We start from the raw sequence: 22,530 nt of genomic DNA, 5'->3' as shown, positions 1-22,530 counted from the left end.
TATATTGGTTTTCAATATTATCTATATTTTTATACAATAGAAAGTATCTATCGCTATTATTATTCTATCCATGTTAATTTAGAAGATATTAGATTCCATCTACCATTCTCTTTTTTCAGATAAGCCTCTCCTCCTTGATAAACAAGTCTAAAGAATAATTTAGCATAGTTCATTTCTTTATCAAAGACTATAGTATACACTTGTGGGTATGTCAAAAGCTGCCAATATGCTCCCCAGTGTCCTCTCCATATTTTTATCTTTTTTTCAAGAAAACATTGTCTTTTAGCTACCTCTTTGTCCGACAAATAATATAAATAATTAAGAGCTTCTTTATTCTTCTTAATACGAGTGCCTAAAAACGTTGTTAATTCTATATTGTATGAAGGACTTAGATATACAACTTCTTTACCTCTAAAAGAAATATTCGGTCTAAAATTAGTAATAGTATCAGTGCTTATGATATCTTTGTCTAATAATTCTTTCATTAATCTTTCTTCTGCAAAAGCAGGTATCTTTTGTAGATTTAAACTGTCAATACCATCTTGTCCTTCCTTTTTCAATAGCTTTTTGTAAATTATTATTTTCTCGTCTTCAGTATAAAATACTTTATTTTGAACTCTATACTGAAGATTATGCTGAATGATTATATATTTTGTGTTCTGATATATAGTATCTCCCCACTCAGAACTTCCAATTCTTTGCAAGTCTATTGGATTATAAAAAGCATAAAACACATCATATACAGCTTTCTCTGTAGTCAATAAGGCTTGATATTCTTTATCTGAAATTGGCAAAATATCTTTTCGCCAATGATCCAAGAAATCTTCAAGCTTCTTTTCTGACTTTTTTTTGTATGCTTCTTCCAATATATTAAACTGAGAATATGAATAGTTAAAGGATGAGCACAGTAAAAACATAATAATAACTTTCCTCATAGTCCAAATTATTAATAGAGTAATATGTAAAAATACTAATCTATTTTATCTGAGGAAAACTATTATTTTATTTTTACAACAAATTACTCGTAGCTTAACTCTAATAATCCAGAAATTCATATCCTTGCACTAAAAAAATCTCTGAGAACAAACATACGGTACTTTCTGTCGTCTGTCATCCTATTGTTGGTTTAACTTACACCCTTAAAAAAACACCTTTTTGACAATAAAAAAAGACAGCTACAAATTGTAACTGTCTTTTTTAACGTGGTGCCACCAGGAATCGAACCGGGGACACAAGGATTTTCAGTCCTTTGCTCTATCCTGCATTAAAAGCTCGGCAAGCCTTCGCTTTCAATGCTCCAACTGAGCTATACACCACCGTTTTGCGTGTTATTCAACCTCTTATTTCGAATATTATTCTATCTTTCATTATACTCGGTTTACACACTGGTTTACACAAGTTACTTGATTAATACTAATTTTAATTATTTCTAAACTAAAACGGTAAACAATATTTCATGCTTACCGTTGTTACAACCTTATTATTTTATTCTCTGGAAGCTTTCATTATACCCCTTTAAATTTCCCTTAATGTCATATCCTTCTATAATTAAACTAATCGAGTTTAATTCATGTATTTTATAAATATCCCAATCTTGAACATCATCTTCATCCCAGATTAGATATAATTTATCCGATTCTATTTTATATTTACCTGTTTCACTATAACTATCTTTTGTATAGAAATACTCAAACGTCCCATTAGATTTATACTCAATTATTTCATATGTATCAGTATGCCCTTCTCCCATTACTTTCCATTTGCCTATAATTGAATTATCCTCTTTTGTGCCGTCTTCATTATCACTGCTGCAAGCTGTAATATTAAATACCATAGTTGCGAATAGGAGTAATACCGTAATAAATTTAATCTGTTTCATTTCTTTTAATAAATTAGTTGTTATCTGTTTAGCCAATAATATTCAAATACTGCAATTACAATAATGTAAATTATCCAAGCGAACATTACACTATTGCCATAAGGGTTACTGTTTCTTAAATCATTGGCAATATCAATAACCACGAATAATAGAATCAATGGAACTGCAATAGCTCCAATAATAGTAAGAGGTAGGTTTGTCTTTTTTTCTCCCATAGTAAATAAATTTGTTTATGTCTTTCTGTCCTCTTAAAAGACGATTAAATAAAATAAAAAGCATGAGAACGATTGCCAAATACCTGATTTGAAGGGTCTCGACTCCCTGCCATTCAAGATAAATAGACAACCGCCTCATGCCATTATCTTATATAATACCAAATAGGTTTATACATTCCAAATGACATGAAAGCGAGTTGCTATTATTCCCTGATGGCTAAAAATTGTCGAGATTTTCAAATCAAGAATAATGCTTTTATGCTTTCACTAATATGTCTCTCCAATATCAACACTTTGATAAATAGGAGTTGGGACAAAGTTAAATAAAAGCGTTTCAGTTACAAATAGTTGGATTGAGAATTTTTGAAAAAGAAGTATTTATTTTCATACTGCTTTATCGGTAAAACAATCTGATTAAATGTATAATCAATAAATTATATATTGAACTTTAATTAAATCGGTTTTCACGGGAATAGATTTTTTCTTGGGACTCCGATTGTTTTTTACAGTACCGTTGTATGTTTTTAAAGCATTCTTTTTCTTATCGAACTTTGCGGGGGTCTTTTGGGGCGCTAAAGTGGTGTTTATGTATATGAGATTATTTTCTATTTAGGAGAGATGGAATTTTATCAGGTATAAAATATACACATATTATATAAATAAGGAAAAAGCATTTATTTTGTTTTTTTTAGATAAAATTATGGGATAGTTAATTCATGAGGAGATTCTAATGTTACTGTATTACTTATTTCAATATGTATATTATGTACTCTAGCATACTCTGTTTTTTTTAAAAGAGCTGAACTATCTGTAGTCCAATACATATTATCAAAAGGACCCGCTATTTTGGGAAAACTTATTATTCCTATAACTATTTTATCAGAACTTATTATTCCTTTGTTTCTAAAAAATAGGGCTGTCTTTCCTATCTGATCTGTTGCTTGTAAAGGATATCGTAGAGCATTGTTTCTATTATCTGTATATTTTGTTTCAATAAATAATATCCAGTTTTCTTCTTTCATCTCAGAAGGGAATAAAACACATTCACATTGAGATTCACATTTAGATCGACTAATCTTAAAAGCATTATTCAGAAATGCATCATAGTAAACTTCTATTCTTGATAAACTATTGTCTAGAGTAACTGCAGATATCTCTGGTTTATTAGAAGTAATAATTACATTGCCATTATTATAGTTTGCATAATCTGCAATATAAATATACTCTGTATCAATAATATTAACAATATGACATTTCGAAGCTGGATTTCTTCCACCGTAAAGTAATCGTTCTATCTTAGTCTTCATTTTTTAAAACACTTGAGAATATTGCTATACTCTTTCAACGTATCCCCCATTATATCATTAAAGTAATGTTGTCCAATGACTTTTTGTTCAGAGTCTTTTATATCCTTTAATTGACCGTCATATATCTCCCATATTGAAACTTTGTCTGGATCTATCCAAGATTTATAGCTATGGAAAGATTTATTCTTTGTAGTTATATCTTTTAATTGTCCCCCTAAAATACAATTATTTAATGCATATAGAATAAATGGACTATGGGTTGTGATCATTAATATTGAATCTTCAATTGTATTTGATTGCTCAACTAGATAATAAAGGAGTTGTTGTTGAGTAGATGGGAATAAATTACTCTCTGGCTCTTCTAAAAATAATTTTAGATGATTGTTCTTTAGATAGTTATTTCTTAACTCACTAGCTTCCGACACAAATTTACCTATAGGACTTTTTATGATCTTTTTTAACTTCGAGTTTTTCTTCTTTAGATTTGCTTCCTCAGATAGTGATTCAACTTGTTTAATGAATTCGTCTATTTTTCTTATCCAAGTATCCACTGAATTTCCAACTTCTTTATCAATAAGATAATTTGTCAATTTAGACTCTAGCTCCTTATTGGCAGAGTCTTCTTTTATACTTCCTAGTTCTTCTGTGTTATTGATTGTTTTTAGAAAGTAGCCAATCAGAACATAAATAGGGATTAAAGACTGAGTTCCACTAGAGGCTGTTGTTAATTTTATTTTCTTTTTATCATTATCCTCTAAAATGGTTATGAAGTCATTCTTCAAATCATTATCATAATAGTATTCAATATCTAAACTTTCTATAAACAAAGGATGCTCTTTATCATATATATATCTAGCTTCATTCCAATCTGTCATATAATTTTTTATATTATTCTTTGGCAAGGTTACTTCAATCCAATTCGGAATAACAGATACCACATTTCTCTCTGCTGGAATATATGAAATTTTTGGACGTTTATACTCATATCTATTGTTCCATGAGAATTTAGGAATTGAACTCTCAGATGCATTAAATTCAATTGATAAAACATCACTAACATACTTTATATAGCTCTTTTCATTTACATAATCTTCTAGATTATGAAAAACCTCTAAATTTTGTAGAAAAACATTTTGTGAGTAAAAAAAATCAAAAGATTGATCAACACATATTTTCTTTTCAACCCATGATAAATAACATGCTATTTTATTTATAGTACTTTTTCCACTGCTTTGAGGTCCAATAATAATGTTTATTTTATTCAAATTAATATCAACATTCTTAATTGGACCAACATTTCGTATTATTAAATGCATAAGTTATTTAAATAAAATATATAAGTATTGATTTATTGAGTAAAGATAATTAATTTTAAACATCTTCCAATTTGATGACAGTTTTTATCATTTTAAATTATTTACAGAAAAGCCACTAACAATTTAATGTCAATGGCTTTATCACTAAAGGACAATATCAAATTATATTTACTTGTAAAATAAAAATTTGTCCTTTCACTTTAATAATCAGCTGCAGTAAACAAAATTTTCAGAGAATATATAAATCTTAATATCAAAAAATAGACTTCTCCTTTTTTATTCTTATTGACTATTCCCTCTATAAGAGAGATAAATAATATTTTTGAGAAATTTGAGAATCCTAATTTTTAAGTAAGAATCAATCCTGTCTTGTCGATACTCTCAGTTTAAAATTCATTCGTAGAATTTCAAAACCGTTTTTATCTTTTCCCTCTTTATCTTTGACTTTGCAAGGTTTGGTATCATACCAATCAGAATTTTTAAGTTGTTCTGCTGTGGCATTTTTCTTGTAGCCTGCTTTATTATATATATCTTGTAATTTAGCTTTTATATAGTCTTTAGTATAGCGGTTACCAACAGAAAAGGTGAGAGGTAAAAGTTTTAAAACTTTCATTTCAGAATCTTTATTATCTTTTAAGATTAGTAGTTTCTTTATTTCATCCATTTTATAATCAGTAGAATTTATTTCTTCTTTGGTTAACATCTGGTAGGCTTTGTATAAAGTAGGCTGTGTATTTATTAGTTTATCAAGAGCTTGGTCTGCGAAAATAATAAATTGATTTTTACGGTTTTCGGGGTCTAAGATTTCAAAATCTGATAGTATTTCTTGAACAGATTTCTTGGTTTTACGTTGTATTGCCTTTTCTAATATTTGTTTGTGCTCCAATACATCTGTTTGAAATCCTGAGTTTTCCCAAGCTTGCTGTATGTAGTCAATATGATTAAATTCCTCATTACAGGCAGATTCATTAATAAACTGGTCTGTTTTCTGATAACATAATTTCGCATATCCTGTTCCTTTATCTAATGTTGTGTATCTTTTTACAAATTCGGTTTTGTCTTTGTTGGGTTCTCTGTTATTCGCTTTACAAGCATCGAGATAGCGGTTATATTCTTCCATATCCCAATTTGCATCAAATAAATATTCGTCTTTAAATTCTTCCAATGTTTTAAATGTTAGTCTGTTTCTGTGATTAGTAATGTGATAGATTGCAAAAGGCTTTGTTTCAGGGCGGTTCTCCTTGATTCTTTGTCTGCCAACTGCTTGAACTCCTTTATTAGAGATACCAACCTTTGTATGTGGTTTATTTACATCTGTTACTAAAATGATCGTAGGGTTAATATCTTCCAGATTCCATCCCTCAAAATGACTTGTAGTATAGAAATTCACTTTTTTATATTCTCCTTTAATTGGTTGCTGTTTGAAAAATTGATATACTTTTTCCAGATTCTCTTCTTTATCGGCACAATGTACATTACAGTCTTTAAGTTCTGCTAGTTCAATAGCTTCTGCAATTTCGGTTACTGAATTATAAAATATATGCAGATTTCCTTTTGTATTCATTTCTCCTGTTAGAAACGCATTTACACATGCTCTTATGCTTCTTGTATTTATAATTGTAATATTGTCTATAGGTTCATCAAACTTGATCCTGTAATAGTTGAATTCTTCCATTCGGGGGTCTGAAAAGTAATAAGGGGTAGCTGATATAATAATTTTGTTTTTAAAATTGAATAGAAGTTCAAAAGCATCAATCATGCTTTCTCTAAAATATTCAGTTATAACAGAATGTGCTTCGTCAAGAATTAGGTAAAAATCAGAGTATAATTTATTTATTATTTCTACGTTTTCGGCTGCTTCTATTATCTTATGTAAGCTGTCAGGAGTAACAATGATTTTTTTGAATGGTATACCTTTTAGTAAATATTCTTCTATATCCTTCGTTTTGACTCCACCTTTTACAAAAAATAAGTCTGGATATTCTAATTCTCCGTATTCATCTGTTGAGTTGATTTTATCTGTAATAATACTTTTAATAGGCACAATAAGAATAGAATTTCTGTCAGTCTTTAACTCTAGATGTGTGCCACCAATGCCACAACGCCCTTTGTGTATGAATGCATTTTCTGGTAATACTTTAAAAGCCTTATCTATGTAATCTGTTAGTTTTAGTGTGATTGGTTCTTCATTTGATTTTTGACTTTGCATATTAATTAAATAAATAGATTAAAGAATTTAATCTGGCTGTGTTTCTCAATATCACATTGAGAGCATCTGAAAAATAGGAAGACAAAGGCAAAATAATAGACAGACTTTTTATAGCCTGTCTATTATCAATATGCTGTGTCTAAAAATCTGATTTTAAGGAAAATTATTAATGCAAAAGTAGATAAGATAAGATCATAAATACTTTGGGATATGTAGATTTTTCCCTTATTTGATATACAAATTTACTGAATTTCGCACTGCAAACATAGTGAAATAGGGGTATCTTGAAAAATAGGGACAATTTATATTTTTATATTTAAAAAGAATAATATATTGTCCTCTTAAACAAATCCGACAGAATAATATCATGTCTAATTTCTTTATACAAAAAGAAAATAATTATAAAAGTATAAGATTATGATAACATTATTTTTCATAACTTGCAGTACTTAAATATAATACTATGGCAATTCTGTATCCCCAATATGATATTATTATGACTTTAAAAGTACCTCCAACAGAAGGTGAAAAAAGAATAATTGATTTTTTATTGGATATTTTAAATGATGAATATGAGATATTCTTTCAACCCTTTTTAAATGGTGATTGTCCTGATATTATAGTTATGAGAAAAGGAGGGGGTATTTTGATAATAGAGGTTAAAGATTGGGATTTGAATAGTTACCACATTAAATATAAAGACAAATGGCATGTTTCATATAATAATGCCTATATAAAATCTCCGATTTCTCAAGTTCTAAAATATAAAGAAAACCTATATGACCTACATATTCAGAGTTTACTTGACTTAAAATTAAAAGATTACAAATATTGGCTTATTGTTAATTGTGCTGTTTTCTTTTATAATGAAAATCACAATGATATTTATAACTTTATTTTTGCTCCATTTCATGAAAGACAAAGAGGCTTAAATATAAATGATACAGAATGTCAAATCGAACTTCAAAAGTATAAAGATTTTATAGATAAAAATGTAAGTATAATAGGCAAAGATGATCTCAAAGATAGTTTCTTTAATAGCTTACTTAATAAAACATGGATAAGTAGAAAATCACGATATTTTGATTTAGAATTATATAGAAGTTTTAAGAGATATCTTAAACCTTCATTTCATTCGATTGAAGATGGCAAGGATATAAGATATACGACTAAACAAAAAGAATTAATTATAAGTAAAGATGGGGAACAAAAAATAAGAGGAATAGCGGGCTCTGGAAAAACTTTAGTTTTAGCAAAAAGAGCTATAAACGCTCACATTAGAAAAAATGAAACGATTTTGATCCTAACATATAATATTTCTCTCAGAAATTACATCCACGAGAAATTAAGCGATGTCCGAGAGAATTTTCATTGGGAAAGTTTTCACATTTTAAATTATCATGATTTTATAAATTCTATAATGAATAATCTTGGTATAGAATTTATGATACCGAAGGATTTTGATTGTATGTCATCAATATTTAAAGAGCAATTCTTCAATCAAAATTATTATGGAAATATAAAACTATTTGAAAAACATATAGAAAGAATTAATAAATATTCGACTATTTTAATAGATGAAGTACAAGATTTTCAAACAGAGTGGTTGAGAATTGTTAAAAAATATTTTTTGGCTCAAGATGGAGAATTTGTTGTATTTGGAGATAGTAAACAAGACATTTATAATAGAGTTTCTCTTGATTCTTCTAATAAGAAAAGTATTCAAATACCAGATAGCCCAGGGCGATGGAATGAATTAAATCAGTCTTTTCGATTAACACCAATATTAACAGCTTATGCCTCGAACTTTCAGAATACTTTCATGAAAGAAAAACATGATGTTGATATATTTGATAATACTGAGAATATTCAAAGACGAATAAATGACAATATTTACTATAAATATTTAGAAGGACGATATTTTGATGATATCATAAAAACAATTATACAATTTTCTAAAACGAACCGAATCCATCCGAATGATATTTGCATTCTCTCTTCTTCTATAGATTTAATTCGAGAATTAGATTTCTTATTTAGGGATAATACTAAAGAGAAAACATATATAATGTCCGAAACCAAAGAACAATATGATGAAAGAATAAAAAAATCAAATAATAATAAGAAATATTTTGAAAGAATAAGAAAGAATAAGAAAATTCATTTCTGGATGAACTCAGGATTAACTAAATTATCAACAGTTCATAGCTTTAAAGGATGGGAGATTGATTCTTTGTTTTTTATAATCACAGAAGATTTTGAAACAAATTATGAGCTTACATATACTGGATTCACACGTTGTATTAACAATTTGATCATATTGAATATAGGCAATATACGATTTGATTTATATATGAAAAGTTTACCTTATGTGATTGTTCTATAAGTTATACCATCTATATATATTTTGCTTTAAGTAGCTTATAACCTTTTTCAAATTGATTTTTGCGTTTTATGGTTCTTCGGGGTGTAGTTTCAAAGTAGTCTTTTATATCGGTTGCTCTTATCTTTTTATTGATTTCTAAAATAGTATAGATTTTATTAAGGGTATCTGTTATTTCTTTTTCAGTATAGGCAATACCAATTTTAAAAGATTGTAATACAGCTTCTATTACAGGAAAACTAAGCCTTTTTTCATCGGTCTTTTTCTTTATTAATGCAAGTGTTAGAGATTGTTTCTTATACTCTTTATCAATAATAAATTCCTTATCAAAGTTTTGACATATTTCAACTATAAATTCGTCTTTGCGCTTCAATTCTTCAAATATTGCTTTTTGTTCTTCGGTTTCTATTCTTTTATCCAATTCCAGACTGAAAAATATATCAACTATCTCTTTACGCAATAGCCTGTCATTTTTAGAGGATATCTTTAGTTTGTCGGTTTCCCAATCATAGGAATTATTATACTGATTTTCAATTTCAAAAAATTCTTCATCAAAAGAGTAAGACAAAATAAAGTCCTGCCATGTTTTATATCTTGATTTTGTGGCTTCTGCATCTAAAAGGTTTTCAGTCATAAAATAATTGAAAGAATTATCTTCTTCTAAATATTTACTTATTTCAATACGTTCTAAGGCTTCTTTCATTACTTGTTTAACTCCATTCTCTGTGGCTGAATTATAGATCGTCTTTAGCTGAATATAAGCTTTGCGTTGTTCTTCCAAATATTCTTGCAATTCTTTATATTTTTTAGCCTGTATGGTTTTATCCAATCCTGCAATATGGGTAAATGATGTTATACCATTTCTGAATCTTCCAGCAATTTGTCGGGATTCTAATAAAGGCTCAATCATTGTTTGAGGTGCTTTTATAGCATCGGATATAACAATAACATGAGGTTTATAATCTGTTATAATATCAACGGCTGAATAAAAACGGCTTGTATAGAAATTGTATTTATTGAGGTCTGATATTTTAGTAAAAATATTTGAAAATCCTTTTCTAGTTAGTTTCTCAATACTCTGATTAGAACAATATATATTTGATTGTTCTTTAATATTCAATGCGTTGACAATAGCAATTATTATATCTATCGAATTGATAAAGAAACATATTCGGCTATCTTCTTTATCTGATATATTATTAATAAAATGGTGAATATCCTGCAATATATTGTTGGTTGAATAGAGATTTACTTTTAAAGCGTGATAGTATTTAGGTTCTACTATTACTTCTTTAAAATTATACTTTTTGAATATAGGGTATGAATTGAAATTGGTAAGTGTAGCGGATATTAAGGAACGGTTTTTAAATTTCCAAAAGTCCTGTATGGGTAGGGTTATTGTTTCTCTGAAATCTAATTCAGATGTAAGTTTGTGTGCTTCATCATACAATAAGAAATAATCATTGTACATATCTATATTTAACAATGAAAATGCCCTTTTGACCTTTCCGAATGATTCAGGGGTAGTCATTATCTTTTTATAAGTAATTGTATTATTTTGTAGATAGTCAATTATATGGTTTGTCTGTATGCCCTCAAATACTCCGAATAAAGTATTATGTTTTCCAATTTTGCCTTCTATAACAGGTGTATTTGGTTCTATTATGATTGAATTACGGTTTGATTCTATTTCAAGTGTGGTTGCACCTATTCCTGTTATCTTTTTATAAATAACTGCATTTGCAGGGATAGAGCCTTTTAAATATTCTCCTTTGTTTATATATATTGTTTCTTTTTTAGCCATAATAGAAAAAGGACAAGATATATTTTATATCATACACAAAAATATAAATTGTCCTTTAGTTATTGTTATATAAAAATATCAATCCATATACATTGACTCATCCCAATATTCGAAACCTTCATATTGAGATTGATAATCAGTCTGTTGATTCTGTTCAAATTCCCATTCTGCTAAAAGATAGTCGTTTGCGATATCTTCTTCTGTTAGAGGTATATTATACTCTGCGAGTTCTTCGGGAGTAGTAGGTATACTTATTCCTGTAAATGTTGTATGACGAGAATTTGTATCTTTTCCGCCTTCCTTGATTTGGGTAATATGTATTAGTTTACCTATTAGATCAGAGATGTTTTTAAATGATTCATTGTCAAATAAAGGGTTGGAAGTTCCATCTATTAGACTATTTACATTTATTTGAAAAACTGTATTTCCATATGTGTCTGCTTTGTTTTCTTTATATAGAGCATAAGCGATATTGACTGTTTTATTCTGTGACTTAAATTCACTTGTCTTAGGCTTTATATCAATGAAATAATAATATCCCCTTTGTAGGTTAGCTATTTTATTATTTACGTGAAAATAACCTTCATTGATTACGTCTTTTAAAAATGGGGTTTCCTTCGCAATTCCGTATTTTTTAACCTCTTTGTATTTATCTCCTTCTTTCTCAGATTCGACAAATTCGTATTCTTTTAATTTTGCAATTTTTGAAAGTTGATCTTTTGTCCAGTATGCCATATAGTCAGTTTTTTTTTAATATTTTATTTATCTCGCTCTTTAATTTCTTATGAGTTTGTTTCAACTCTTCATATTCTTCGTATAGCTTATTGTAACGATCTTCTAAGTTTTTATAAGAAGCATTGATCTCCTCTAGATTAAGGGATAATTCATAAGTCTCCCAACAGCCAAGTCTATTTAGTTTTTCTAATAATGGAACTAATTCTTCTATTAAAAACAAATCATTATTCTGAAGTGATTCATATGAATATGATTTATTTCTTAATGAATCACGTATTTCCACATTTCTTCCAAAAAAATTTGTACAACCTCTATCGTTATCAATATGAGTGATTTCAAAATTTCCTATTTTGAGAATTGTAGGAAGCCCATTCTCATCTATAATGGTATAACAATACCAATTAGTTTCATTTCCAGAATTACTTTTATAAGTATGACTATACTTTTTAAAAATACGATACTTAACATATAAAACTCGATTAATTTCTTCAAGCGTTTTTTTTCTAATAATCTTTCCGCTTTCTAAAAATGCTAAAAAAACATCCTTATCTGTAATTTCCAACCCCATGATGTAAACAAGCTTATTTAACGAGTGCAATTTAGTAAAAAACGAAATACCTCTTATAAATACAAAGAGGTATTTTTTAACAATTACAACAAGTTTTTCATTGCTTCATCAATCTGACTATTTTCAAAGCTATCTAAGTAGATTTGCGTTATTTTTTCCGAACTATGACCTAATGATTCAGATATAATAGAAGTATTTACACCAGAACGTTTTAAAACAGTTGCAAACGAATGGCGAGCCACATATGTTGTTAAGTCAATTGGGATATTCAATTCTTTACCAATGTCTTTTAACCGTTTATTTACTTTAGTAATTACCTTATGAACTCGATTTACTTTTTGTTGCTCTGTTTTATGGAAACTGTTTAAAATCGGGAATAGATAAGGATTCTCGAAATTAGAATATTTATTGATGATCTCCATTGCTTTATACTGTAATGGCGTTTTTATCAACTTATTTGTCTTTCTTCGGAAGTATATTAATCTATCCTCAATTATATTATCTCTGGTTAAATAAGCCATATCAACAAAGTTTATCCCTGCCATTAAATAAGAGAATGTAAATAATTCAATAGCAAGCATTTCATATATGTTATTACCATCATAAGGGTAATTTATAACAGAAATAACATTACCTTTTGAAATAGAACGCTTTACAGTTTCCTGCTTTAGTTTAGAAACATTATATTCCTTAAATGGATAGTGTTCCGCTTTGGCAATGTTCTCTTTAATCGCTGCATTGTAAACGGCTCTCAAAGTCCTAAATCGGATGCCTATCGTGTTTGTTGATATATTGTTGCTTCGTAACCAAGTTTCATACTTCTTTAGCCAAGAAACATCCATATCCGAAAAGTAAATATCAAGATGCGTATTATACTCTAATAATGAATTTAAGACTTGTAAATGAGATAAGGCATATCCACGCCGTTTTTCTTTGAATAACCGCTCTATCTGGTCTTCAAATGCTTCTTTTACTGTTTTCTTGATTATAGGATTATGTACTTTATCAATTAATGATTTAGCGGTAAACTCCTTATTTGTAGACTTATAATCAATTATCTGTTCTCTGTATTCTTTCGTTTTATCTGAAATAAGGGTTGATATTTGCTCTTTATTAGGACAGTTACGTTTTGGCTTGTTTTTGGTAAAATCCCAATACTCTGGATTTATTGAAATTCCAAGGCTTAAATATCGTCTTTTTCGGTCTTTCGTTACTCTTAGCATTAAAGGATTCTCATTGTTTTTCAACACTTTAGATTTATAACAAATCACATCAATTGTCGCACTCATGGTTTACACATCGGTTTACACAACCTATGTAAAACAGTGTATTTCCGTATATAAAAGATAGGGAAGTTATATTAAACGAAAAAGCCATAATTCAATGAATTACAGCTTTTTACTAAGTGGTGCCACCAGGAATCGAACCGGGGACACAAGGATTTTCAGTCCTTTGCTCTACCAACTGAGCTATGGCACCTTAACCGTTTTGCGTGTGCAAAGATAGTACATAATTTATATTCTCCAAAAATTATACGAACTAATTTGATAATATTTTCACAATTCATAGAGCCCTGCAAGCTGCAACCAGCCTAATTATTGAGCTTTTTAGCCTCATTATCAGAATCTATAGACTAAATAAAGTCGGCTGAAAAATATTTTAAAAAAACAGGTGATATTTTTCATATAAAATCGTATTCAGGCACGAAAGCTGATTCGCTTTACATAAAAACAAAAATATCGGTCTTAATTCGATACTACTTTCAATCCAATAATTGAACAGACAAGCGTAAAAATAAAGAATAACCGCCAAAAGCTAGAAGGCTCTTTAAATACCAAAATACCTAACAATACAGTACCAACTGCACCAATGCCTGTAAATATAGCATAAGCTGTACCCATTGGTATTGTTTGAACAGCTTTTATCAACAAATACATACCCAAAGCAAGACAAATACCAAAACCAATATACCAGTAATAGGAATGAGGAGCAATTGCCTCTTTTGCTTTTGATATGCAAAATGTAAACCCAACCTCAAACAAACTCGCTAATAATAAATAAATCCATCCCATAATACTATACACTAACTGAACAAACGTTCAATATATTAAAAAAATAATACTACTTCAATAAAAAAATATAATGTAATAAAGCCTTTTCCAGATTCTGAACGATCGAATTTCCATCTGTACTGAAAATACTTTGAAACCAAATACCATCAGTCAGGGTGAACAATTGCATCGCTGAAACTTCAATATCTGTATCCTGCTTTATCTCTTTCTTCGATACACTATTTCTCAGCGCACTCTCCCACCCGATTTTTTCTTTTTCGATTGTAGCCTGATATTTATTTCTAAATATGGCATCACGTTGCATCACTTGATAGAAAAGAAAATGATAGTTGAGCATCGACACATTTGTATTCTTAGATGCTTCGCCAACAATATCAGAGACTATTCTAGCGATCTTCTTAAAACGCTTGCACATAAAATCAACAAATTCGAAAACTGTGTAATTTGCGGTGCGTCGAACTTCAAAATCAAATATTCTTATAAAATACTTTTCAGTAACCTGTATAAACAGATCCTCTTTATTCTTGTAATAATGATACAGAAGACCTCTGGACAGACCAGTCGCTTGCTGTATATCAGATATTGACACAGCATCAAAGCCTTTCAAGAGCAACAGCTCAAATGTTCTTTCTAATATTAATTCTTCTGACACCATAATTGAACAATCATTCAACAAAGATATATTTTTATACCAAATCAGACAAGATCGAATGTATAATTATAGAAAATTTATAGAATAATAGTCTTTATAAACCAATCGTAAAGCAACGAGAGAAGAATCCAATTAAGTGAACCATAATAGAGCAGCACGGGATAAAGATGACAATAGATACAAAAACGATGAAAAGTTCTTACCTTTGCCCTTTCTTTATTTAGATCGAAATATAACAAAGGCATCGAGAAAAATGACTGTATTATACGAAGACAACCATATCATTATCATCAATAAAACAGTATCTGAGATTGTACAAGGAGACAAAACCGGAGATAAGCCACTTTCAGAAATTGTAAAAGAGTATCTAAAGGAGAAATACAACAAACCCGGAAATGTATTTTGCGGGGTAACACACCGTCTCGACAGGCCGGTAAGCGGCATTGTTATCTTTGCGAAGACAAGCAAAGCCCTTAGCCGTTTGAATGAAATGTTCAAAAACAAACAGATAGATAAAACCTACTGGGCAATAGTAAAAAACATGCCGAAAGAAGCGGAAGGAACACTTAGAAACTATCTAATTAGAAATGAAAAGCAAAACAAATCGTATGCTTACGATGTGGAAAAGCCAAATTCGAAATTAGCCATACTCCATTATAAGTTGATCGCACGATCCAACAGATATAATTTACTTGAAGTCGACCTCGAAACAGGCCGTCACCACCAGATACGTGTACAACTGTCTAAAATGGGATGCCCTATAAAAGGTGATCTGAAATACGGCTTCGACAGGTCCAATCCTGATGGAGGCATCAGCCTTCACGCACGTAAAATATCTTTCCTACACCCTGTTTCAAAAGAACGGATTGAGGTTACTGCCCCTCTTCCAAAAGAGACCCTTTGGCAAGCTCTGGAAAAAGCAATTAGTTAGAACTTACAGGAACTTCTTTCCCAGAGATGACATCCTCTATATATGAACGTAGAGAGGTATATTCCACGCCCTTGGGAAAAGTACGTCCGTAAATATAACGTGTTACTCCTTTTATTTTAGAAACTTTGTATTCTCCTCCAGACTGATTATCAAGAGATGGTGTATATTCAACGAAAATAGAAGAGTCCACTTCTCCCGAGTCATTCATCACATAGAATATATTTTTAACGAAAGGCTGAGATGAGCTCTCTTCATAACGTTCGTACGCATATACATCAAAGGGATCAACTTTAAACTGATCTATACAAAAGTTATCAGAGATGGTAGTCGAAGCCAACTGGCCTTCTTTATATGCATTATATAGCTTAGTCTTATATGCATCCGCCCTGTTATACTCCCCAAGCTTAACATAACACTGAACCAGCTTTTCATAAGAATAATAATCGTCAGGAAGATAGCCGACTAATTCCTCATAGGCTTCTGCAGCTTTGGTATATCTACCAAAATCATATTCTATTCGTGCTATATTATAAAGTACTGTAACCAACAATTCCTTATCCTTCTCAATTTTGTCTTTGGCAGTATAAAATACATTCAATGCATCAGACAGATCGTCTCGGCTTGCATATATTACTCCTATCATGTAGAATGCCTTCTCAGACGGAGGATTAAATGATGTAGCCTTCTTATAGTTTTCCAAAGCTTTATCTGTATCTTCTTTTGCAACAAATACATCACCTAATCCGACGTATGCATCTGCAAAATCAGGAGAAATAGCGATAGCCTTTTCAAAACTACCTTTTGCATCATCTGCACTGCCATTTGCATTCTGAACTAATCCTTTCACATAATAAGCCCGGGCACATTTTGCACTCTTCTGTACAGATAAATCTATATATCGCGACGCATTGATCAGATCGTCCAAGTAAAAATAAGCCTCTGCTACATAAGCAAGGTTATCGGCCGAAAGGCTGCGTGGCTGAGCGGCATATTGTTCTACCACCTCTTGATAAAGTCCTTTATCAAACAATGATTTTATATCCTCTGTTGGTTTTACGACTTGTAGCTGTGCAGAGAGCAATGACTGTACCGAAAAGCACATTAGAAACGAGATAAAGAACAACTTAACAATACTCTTTTTCATACTTAATTTCCTTTATTTTTCTTAAAACCATTTCTGTCTTCTTATCCAAAGGTAAGAAAGAACCGCAATCAATATAAGAGTTATCCAAGCTCCGAGATAACCATATTTCCAATCCATTTCGGGCATCAACTTGAAATTCATACCCCAGACACCTACCATAAATGTCATTGGAATAAATATGGTAGACACTATCGTCAATCGTTTTATAATATCATTCATCTTTAGGTTATTGTTATTATAATACAAGTCCAGAAGGGAAGTCAGCGACTCATGGAAAGAAGCTAAGTTGCCCAAGATAGAGCGCATACGATCATCAAAGTCATTATAATAAACAATATTTTCCTCTTCTATCAACTTATTGTTGTTATGCAAGAGATTGACAAATTCTTCGCGCAGAGAAGTGATAGTACGCTTTATATGCATATAATCGACCCGGCATTCGTGCATCAAACGCAGAATATCGATAGATCCTTTTCCTTCTATCAAATGATCTTCTACATCCGCAAGCCTATCTTCAATATCCATTACGGTATTCACATTCGCCTGATTCACGGCACTCATCAAAATGTATAGAAGGAAGTCTGCTCCTTTCTGACGCACTACCACATTATTCTCTTCTATATTTCTTTTTACATCATCAAAAACAGGGATTGCTGCCTCCTGAAAACTAACAACAAAGTTCTTTCCAAGAATAAACCCGATCTGCATATCGTCAATATCTGTAGTCTCTTTTACCTGATAAAAGAGAGGCATCAGAACAAATGAGATATTTTCATACCCAACAGCCTTTACAACTTGTCTGTTTCCCAGAAGGTCCTTAATATCAAAACCATGAAGTCCAAGCTCTTTACAAATTCTGTATACAGTATTAGCATCAGATATCCCTGTTATCTTTATCCAATTTACTTTCGTTGTATCTATCTTATCCTTAATAGATTCTTGCAATTGAATATTCCTAACCTCCAGACGTGTCATATCATATTGAACGAGTTCAATAGACATCGGTATATCCTTATCACCAAGATATACGGGTTTGGTTAATAGATAATTGTTTCGTGAAACTTTATTCTTCGATTTTCTGGTGGTTCGTTTACTCATACTGCAAAATTATGTTTTGAGTGATATTAAACAATATCAAAAGTAAGAATAAAATACTATATTTGTCGACTCTAAATCCGTATTATTTAAACTAAGGCAGATTTACTGACGATAAATTATTAACACTTGTGATGTAACCAATGAACGAAATATACAGCATATTAAAGAAAAAGAAAATGCAATTCTTTTTCTTATTTTATATCCTACTCCTACTGCCTATACTGTGCCCTTTAGCTCAAAATTTTACTCTTTTAGACAAAGTTGCTGTTTTCTTGGTCTGTGGTTTATTCTTTGCTGCCATCTGGATCTTATCGCTATTTATCAGTTCCAGATCTGAAAAGATCATATACTCTATCATGTTGGCTGTCTCAATTATTCCGGGATCAATCTATCTGGCCTACTTACTGTTTGCACACGTTATGCTTGAGCAAAACAGTGTGACCAGTCTATTCGAAACCAACCCCGAAGAGAGTAAAGAGTTTATAGCGCATTATCTGAGTATGTGGGTTATAGCCGGAGTTGTAGTATACGCTGCGATACCTATCGTGATGATCTGTAAAATGCGATCGTTCAGAAAGCTCAAAATAAAAGAATATAAAACGCTGTTTATATTAAGTATAATAACAATAATAGCCATTGTTGGCATAGGCAGAGTATCGCGATCTGTATATTTCATCAATTTCTACAGAACATTTATCAGCTACAAAATCCGTACAACCCATGAAGTAAAAGAGATACAAGCACGTCAAAGCTTAGATTATGACGTAAAGACCAACCATAAAGATTCCATTCCTCAGATAATGGTACTGGTGATTGGCGAATCACTGAACAAACATCACATGTCTCTCTACGGCTATCCAAGAAATACAAATCCCTTGTTGTCACAATACGGAGATAGCCTTGTTGTATATAATGATGTAGTAGCTCCACATGTGCATACAATTCCGGTGGTTCGTTCTTTATTATCGATGAACGAAGTAGATCATTCGGAATACTTCACAGAGAAACCATCTATGTACGAATTATTCAACCGTGCGGGATACGAAACATACCTCATAAGCAATCAGAGATTTAATGACGAAATGCGGGCAAGCTACGACATACTGCTATCGCTTGCGAAGAAAAGATATAATCTGGCATCTTACAGGCAACACGATGATATCGTCCTTCCCATACTGAATAAAATACTGGAAAAGAATGACAAGAAAGATAAATTGATTATCATACATCTCATAGGCAACCACATGGCCTATGAATTCAGATATCCTAAAGAATACATATTCTTCAACAACCAAAAAGACGGCTTGGTGAAAGATACTCCATACAGAGAAGAAAAGGCAAAAAAAGCAATAGATGCTTACGACAACTCTGTTCTCTATAACGACTATATAGTAAACAGCATTATCGGTTCTCTAAAAAAATTACAGCATCAGGATGCAGCCATGATCTACTTATCCGACCACGGAGAGGAAATGTACGATTACAGAGATTTTGCAGGCCATGCTTATGAAAAAGTATCACCAACGATGAGCGAAGTCCCTTTTCTTGTATGGCTATCGCCGTCATACAGAAAATTCAGAAAAGATCTTGTCTTTGACAAAAACAGAGTCTATTCGTCAGCAGACTTTATTTATTCTGTATCCGATCTGGCAGGGATAAATTATGTTGATTATGAAGACTCGAAAAGCATATTCTCGACCCATTTTGTTCCTCGTGAGCGTTATGTAGGAGAAAAAAAATATGAAGACATAAAAGATAAGTTTGAGAAATAGAAACTATCTGCCGGTGTAATCAGAAAATCATTTTATAGCCTATTCCCCGAATATTTATAATTTGAATTGTAGGATCTAAAGCTAACTTCTTACGCAGCTTTACGATAAACACATGCAGGCTGCGTGTATTAAAGAAACTATCATCGCCCCAAAGCTCAATCAGTACAGCTTTATTCTCTACGATATTATTCTGATTGGAACAAAGGCGTTCCAATATAGCAGCTTCACGGTGAGACAGGATTTCAGTACGTTGGGTGTGAACCAATTTCTGCATCAAAGGATCGAATGTATATTTTCCTATCTCATATATTTTATCTTGAGGGATCTCAGTTTGTGCTCTGTTCAGCAAAGCCTTGATACGCACAATAAGCTCATCCATTCCGAAGGGCTTTTTCAAGTAATCGTTTCCTCCTATTTCAAACCCCTGAACTACATCGTCTGTCCTAGACTTAGCACTTAAGAATAATATCGGGGTTTTCTTGTCACTTTTACGTATCAGTTGAGCCATTGTGAAACCATCCATCTTTGGCATCATTATGTCTGCCACGACGATATCGGGCTTCAACCGATGAAAAAGCTCGAGCCCTTTTTCCCCATTAACTGCTATATCAACAACAAACTCCTTTTTCTCTAAAGCATCTTTAATGATCATAGACAAGGCCGGTTCGTCCTCTACTAACAATACATTTATCTTATTCATCCTATTATTATTTCGAAACAAGTACCTTTACCTTCCACACTTTTTGCTTTAATATTCCAGCCATGCTTAACCACAATCGTCTTTACATAAAAAAGCCCTAAGCCATATCCTTTAACATCGTGAACATTACCTGTATGAACACGGTAAAACTTATCAAATATCTTATCCAAAGACCCGTCCGGAATACCGATTCCGTTATCACATACAGATAAAACAATTTTGTTTCCCGACTTACGTGCCAACAACCGAATCTCTACCGAATCGTTGGAATATTTGATTGCGTTTTCAATCAGATTACTTACTACATTACCAAAATGCAATCGATCGGCTTCAATACTCAATCCTTCAGGTTGTATATCTATTACAAATGAGGTTGGTTTTACAGTGTTCAGTAAAAACTTATTTTTCTGACTCTCAAATATGCTGCCCACTTCTATATTTTCTAAATTCAGTTTGAGATTTTTCCGCTCTTCTACCGACATAGTTAGTATCTGTTCCACAAGGCTATTCAGATACATTAACTGCTCACGTGAGATATCAAGATATTCTTTTCTTTTTATAGGGTCATCGCCAAATCCAAAGTTTTGGAGGGAATCTACAGCCGCGTAAGTAACTGATATCGGAGTTTTAAGCTCATGTGTCATATTATTTACAAAGTCTGTTTTTATTTCATCTATTGTTTTTTGTCTTAATATGATTTTAAGCAAATATATAAAAGTCACAATTAGTAAAATAACCATCAATACAGAAACGGAGGTCAACCCCCACATACCTTTAAAGATATACCACTTAGGATTATCCATATACAAATAATAAGTATGTATCTGGGTTTTGAGACCTTCTAAAACATATTCCTTACTATTCTTAAAATCGAAAGTTCCTTTAGGTATTTGAGTCACCAAGGTATCTCCAATAGATGTTCTACACTGGATAACATGAGGTATATCGAATCCTTGTGCAGACAAATCGGCACTCATAATACTATCCAAACGTACTAAGTCGAGTGGGGTTATTTCTCCAATAGCAGACAAAAGTCCTTTCTTGATTTGTATCGTTACCTCTTGCAAGTCTGCGTAAATAGAATCAGAGCTACTTTTTTCGCCTCCTCGTTCTTTGGAGAAACTCATACTAATGGTTGTCTTACCTTTGCCGGAGTTATAAGTCTTTGTTTCTACAGAAGCAGGAATACCATTTTCTGCTTCTTCCTCTTCAGCATCCTTGGCTGATATGGTAGACATTCTGATTGCCAACTCTTTGAAGGAGCTGCTTTCTGCCGTATTGTTTATTACTGTTTCTAACTTCTCATATTGCTGGTTATAGAAATTGACCAACCAATAAGCCTGATAAGAACAAACCAGAATTAACAAACTAAAAATAACGATCGCTATGGATTTAAATCTGAACTTCATACATGAATTCATTATCGATAAAGCAAATGTAAACAATAGCTTAGAAACAAAAAATAGTGATAACACTAAATAACACTAGACAAGCAAACTTCTGTACAAATGATTTCGATAAAATTATCTTATATAAAGGTAGTTATAGTAACAAAGAAATAAAATACAGACACTTTTTGTAACAGAGAAAAGGTGACAATAAAAACAGATCGAAAAGGTGTTACTTTTGTCACCTTTTGTCAGCTATTTCATTGTTTACTAATACTTAACAGAACATTTATATTTTGTCACTTTTTTAACTAACATACAGTTCTCTATTGCTTGCTGGGATAGGCATATTATATC

Annotated in this window: 19 protein-coding genes and 2 tRNA genes; 3 read left to right on the top strand and 18 right to left on the bottom strand. The window is 31.3% G+C overall.

The genetic code is table 11. The features are described 5' to 3' along the window. Positions 1-59 precede the first annotated feature (59 nt). From E4T88_RS09220 to E4T88_RS09190, 7 genes are all read right to left on the bottom strand, one after another. Positions 60-866, bottom strand: a complete 807-nt coding sequence (locus tag E4T88_RS09220; RefSeq protein WP_135105147.1) for a hypothetical protein — start codon at positions 864-866, stop codon at positions 60-62. 337 nt (positions 867-1,203) lie between these two features. Further along, a tRNA-Phe gene (locus E4T88_RS09215) sits at positions 1,204-1,315 on the bottom strand. Between the two features lie 165 nt (positions 1,316-1,480). Beyond that, on the bottom strand, positions 1,481-1,879 hold the full coding sequence (locus E4T88_RS09210; RefSeq protein ID WP_135105146.1) for a hypothetical protein: 399 nt from the start codon (positions 1,877-1,879) through the stop codon (positions 1,481-1,483). A gap of 20 nt (positions 1,880-1,899) precedes the next feature. Then, positions 1,900-2,094: a hypothetical protein gene (locus tag E4T88_RS09205; protein WP_135105145.1), complete on the bottom strand. Its 195-nt coding sequence runs from the start codon at positions 2,092-2,094 to the stop codon at positions 1,900-1,902. A 698-nt stretch (positions 2,095-2,792) separates the two neighbouring features. Further along, positions 2,793-3,401 (bottom strand): hypothetical protein, encoded by a 609-nt coding sequence (locus tag E4T88_RS09200; protein ID WP_135105144.1) that lies wholly within the window; start codon positions 3,399-3,401, stop codon positions 2,793-2,795. Then, positions 3,398-4,717: a hypothetical protein gene (locus tag E4T88_RS09195; protein ID WP_135105143.1), complete on the bottom strand. Its 1,320-nt coding sequence runs from the start codon at positions 4,715-4,717 to the stop codon at positions 3,398-3,400. The genes E4T88_RS09200 and E4T88_RS09195 overlap by 4 nt, the downstream gene beginning before the upstream one ends. A gap of 358 nt (positions 4,718-5,075) precedes the next feature. Further along, complete coding sequence (locus E4T88_RS09190; RefSeq protein ID WP_135105142.1) at positions 5,076-6,926, bottom strand: DEAD/DEAH box helicase; 1,851 nt, start codon at positions 6,924-6,926, stop codon at positions 5,076-5,078. A 496-nt stretch (positions 6,927-7,422) separates the two neighbouring features. On the opposite strand from E4T88_RS09190, the gene E4T88_RS09185 reads away from it, so the two are divergent. Then, positions 7,423-9,312 (top strand): nuclease-related domain-containing DEAD/DEAH box helicase, encoded by a 1,890-nt coding sequence (locus tag E4T88_RS09185; RefSeq protein WP_221411796.1) that lies wholly within the window; start codon positions 7,423-7,425, stop codon positions 9,310-9,312. Positions 9,313-9,322: 10 nt separating this feature from the next. On the opposite strand, the gene E4T88_RS09180 is transcribed toward E4T88_RS09185, so the two are convergent. The 7 genes from E4T88_RS09180 to E4T88_RS09150 form a co-directional block, all read right to left on the bottom strand. Then, a complete protein-coding gene (locus E4T88_RS09180; protein ID WP_135105140.1) occupies positions 9,323-11,113 on the bottom strand; it encodes a hypothetical protein in 1,791 nt (596 codons plus the stop codon). 78 nt (positions 11,114-11,191) lie between these two features. Further along, positions 11,192-11,848 carry a hypothetical protein gene (locus tag E4T88_RS09175; RefSeq protein WP_135105139.1) on the bottom strand — a complete coding sequence of 219 codons (657 nt, stop codon included), beginning with the start codon at positions 11,846-11,848 and terminating at the stop codon, positions 11,192-11,194. 4 nt (positions 11,849-11,852) lie between these two features. Then, positions 11,853-12,416, bottom strand: a complete 564-nt coding sequence (locus E4T88_RS09170; RefSeq protein WP_135105138.1) for a hypothetical protein — start codon at positions 12,414-12,416, stop codon at positions 11,853-11,855. Positions 12,417-12,499: 83 nt separating this feature from the next. Then, complete coding sequence (locus E4T88_RS09165) at positions 12,500-13,705, bottom strand: site-specific integrase (RefSeq protein WP_135105137.1); 1,206 nt, start codon at positions 13,703-13,705, stop codon at positions 12,500-12,502. A 117-nt stretch (positions 13,706-13,822) separates the two neighbouring features. After that, positions 13,823-13,895: transfer RNA gene (locus tag E4T88_RS09160), tRNA-Phe, on the bottom strand. Between the two features lie 266 nt (positions 13,896-14,161). Further along, positions 14,162-14,488 carry a DMT family transporter gene (locus E4T88_RS09155; RefSeq protein WP_135105136.1) on the bottom strand — a complete coding sequence of 109 codons (327 nt, stop codon included), beginning with the start codon at positions 14,486-14,488 and terminating at the stop codon, positions 14,162-14,164. 49 nt (positions 14,489-14,537) lie between these two features. Next, on the bottom strand, positions 14,538-15,143 hold the full coding sequence (locus E4T88_RS09150; RefSeq protein ID WP_135105135.1) for a TetR/AcrR family transcriptional regulator: 606 nt from the start codon (positions 15,141-15,143) through the stop codon (positions 14,538-14,540). A 250-nt stretch (positions 15,144-15,393) separates the two neighbouring features. Between E4T88_RS09150 and E4T88_RS09145 the strand changes: the two genes are divergently transcribed. Further along, a complete protein-coding gene (locus E4T88_RS09145; protein ID WP_135105285.1) occupies positions 15,394-16,071 on the top strand; it encodes an RluA family pseudouridine synthase in 678 nt (225 codons plus the stop codon). Here the strand turns inward: E4T88_RS09145 and E4T88_RS09140 are convergent. Both E4T88_RS09140 and corA read right to left on the bottom strand, forming a co-directional pair. Further along, a complete protein-coding gene (locus E4T88_RS09140) occupies positions 16,064-17,215 on the bottom strand; it encodes a tetratricopeptide repeat protein (protein WP_135105134.1) in 1,152 nt (383 codons plus the stop codon). The genes E4T88_RS09145 and E4T88_RS09140 overlap by 8 nt on opposite strands. 21 nt (positions 17,216-17,236) lie before the next feature. After that, positions 17,237-18,313: a magnesium/cobalt transporter CorA gene (gene corA, locus E4T88_RS09135; RefSeq protein WP_135105133.1), complete on the bottom strand. Its 1,077-nt coding sequence runs from the start codon at positions 18,311-18,313 to the stop codon at positions 17,237-17,239. Positions 18,314-18,453: 140 nt separating this feature from the next. On the opposite strand from corA, the gene E4T88_RS09130 reads away from it, so the two are divergent. After that, positions 18,454-20,085 carry a sulfatase-like hydrolase/transferase gene (locus E4T88_RS09130; RefSeq protein WP_135105132.1) on the top strand — a complete coding sequence of 544 codons (1,632 nt, stop codon included), beginning with the start codon at positions 18,454-18,456 and terminating at the stop codon, positions 20,083-20,085. A gap of 19 nt (positions 20,086-20,104) precedes the next feature. Here the strand turns inward: E4T88_RS09130 and E4T88_RS09125 are convergent, their stop codons facing one another. Both E4T88_RS09125 and E4T88_RS09120 read right to left on the bottom strand, forming a co-directional pair. Further along, positions 20,105-20,785 (bottom strand): response regulator transcription factor, encoded by a 681-nt coding sequence (locus E4T88_RS09125; protein ID WP_135105131.1) that lies wholly within the window; start codon positions 20,783-20,785, stop codon positions 20,105-20,107. Beyond that, a complete protein-coding gene (locus E4T88_RS09120) occupies positions 20,782-22,194 on the bottom strand; it encodes a sensor histidine kinase (RefSeq protein ID WP_135105130.1) in 1,413 nt (470 codons plus the stop codon). Before E4T88_RS09120 ends, E4T88_RS09125 begins: the two co-directional genes overlap by 4 nt. Between the last annotated feature and the right edge of the window lie 336 nt (positions 22,195-22,530).

This window comes from Dysgonomonas mossii (assembly GCF_004569505.1).
Lineage (GTDB): Bacteria > Bacteroidota > Bacteroidia > Bacteroidales > Dysgonomonadaceae > Dysgonomonas.
Note: the sequence above shows the minus strand (reverse complement) of the source record. Positions and strands in the feature narration are given on the sequence as shown.

Coding starts and splice junctions, on each gene's coding strand:
- E4T88_RS09210 (WP_135105146.1), bottom strand. CDS start 1,879: ATGAAACAGATTAAATTTATTACGGTATTACTCCTATTCGCAACTATG.
- E4T88_RS09200 (WP_135105144.1), bottom strand. CDS start 3,401: ATGAAGACTAAGATAGAACGATTACTTTACGGTGGAAGAAATCCAGCT.
- E4T88_RS09165 (WP_135105137.1), bottom strand. CDS start 13,705: ATGAGTGCGACAATTGATGTGATTTGTTATAAATCTAAAGTGTTGAAA.
- E4T88_RS09190 (WP_135105142.1), bottom strand. CDS start 6,926: ATGCAAAGTCAAAAATCAAATGAAGAACCAATCACACTAAAACTAACA.
- E4T88_RS09185 (WP_221411796.1), top strand. CDS start 7,423: ATGACTTTAAAAGTACCTCCAACAGAAGGTGAAAAAAGAATAATTGAT.
- E4T88_RS09125 (WP_135105131.1), bottom strand. CDS start 20,785: ATGAATAAGATAAATGTATTGTTAGTAGAGGACGAACCGGCCTTGTCT.
- E4T88_RS09205 (WP_135105145.1), bottom strand. CDS start 2,094: ATGGGAGAAAAAAAGACAAACCTACCTCTTACTATTATTGGAGCTATT.
- E4T88_RS09150 (WP_135105135.1), bottom strand. CDS start 15,143: ATGGTGTCAGAAGAATTAATATTAGAAAGAACATTTGAGCTGTTGCTC.
- E4T88_RS09195 (WP_135105143.1), bottom strand. CDS start 4,717: ATGCATTTAATAATACGAAATGTTGGTCCAATTAAGAATGTTGATATT.
- corA (WP_135105133.1), bottom strand. CDS start 18,313: ATGAGTAAACGAACCACCAGAAAATCGAAGAATAAAGTTTCACGAAAC.
- E4T88_RS09145 (WP_135105285.1), top strand. CDS start 15,394: ATGACTGTATTATACGAAGACAACCATATCATTATCATCAATAAAACA.
- E4T88_RS09120 (WP_135105130.1), bottom strand. CDS start 22,194: ATGAAGTTCAGATTTAAATCCATAGCGATCGTTATTTTTAGTTTGTTA.
- E4T88_RS09180 (WP_135105140.1), bottom strand. CDS start 11,113: ATGGCTAAAAAAGAAACAATATATATAAACAAAGGAGAATATTTAAAA.
- E4T88_RS09170 (WP_135105138.1), bottom strand. CDS start 12,416: ATGGGGTTGGAAATTACAGATAAGGATGTTTTTTTAGCATTTTTAGAA.
- E4T88_RS09140 (WP_135105134.1), bottom strand. CDS start 17,215: ATGAAAAAGAGTATTGTTAAGTTGTTCTTTATCTCGTTTCTAATGTGC.
- E4T88_RS09130 (WP_135105132.1), top strand. CDS start 18,454: ATGAACGAAATATACAGCATATTAAAGAAAAAGAAAATGCAATTCTTT.
- E4T88_RS09175 (WP_135105139.1), bottom strand. CDS start 11,848: ATGGCATACTGGACAAAAGATCAACTTTCAAAAATTGCAAAATTAAAA.
- E4T88_RS09155 (WP_135105136.1), bottom strand. CDS start 14,488: ATGGGATGGATTTATTTATTATTAGCGAGTTTGTTTGAGGTTGGGTTT.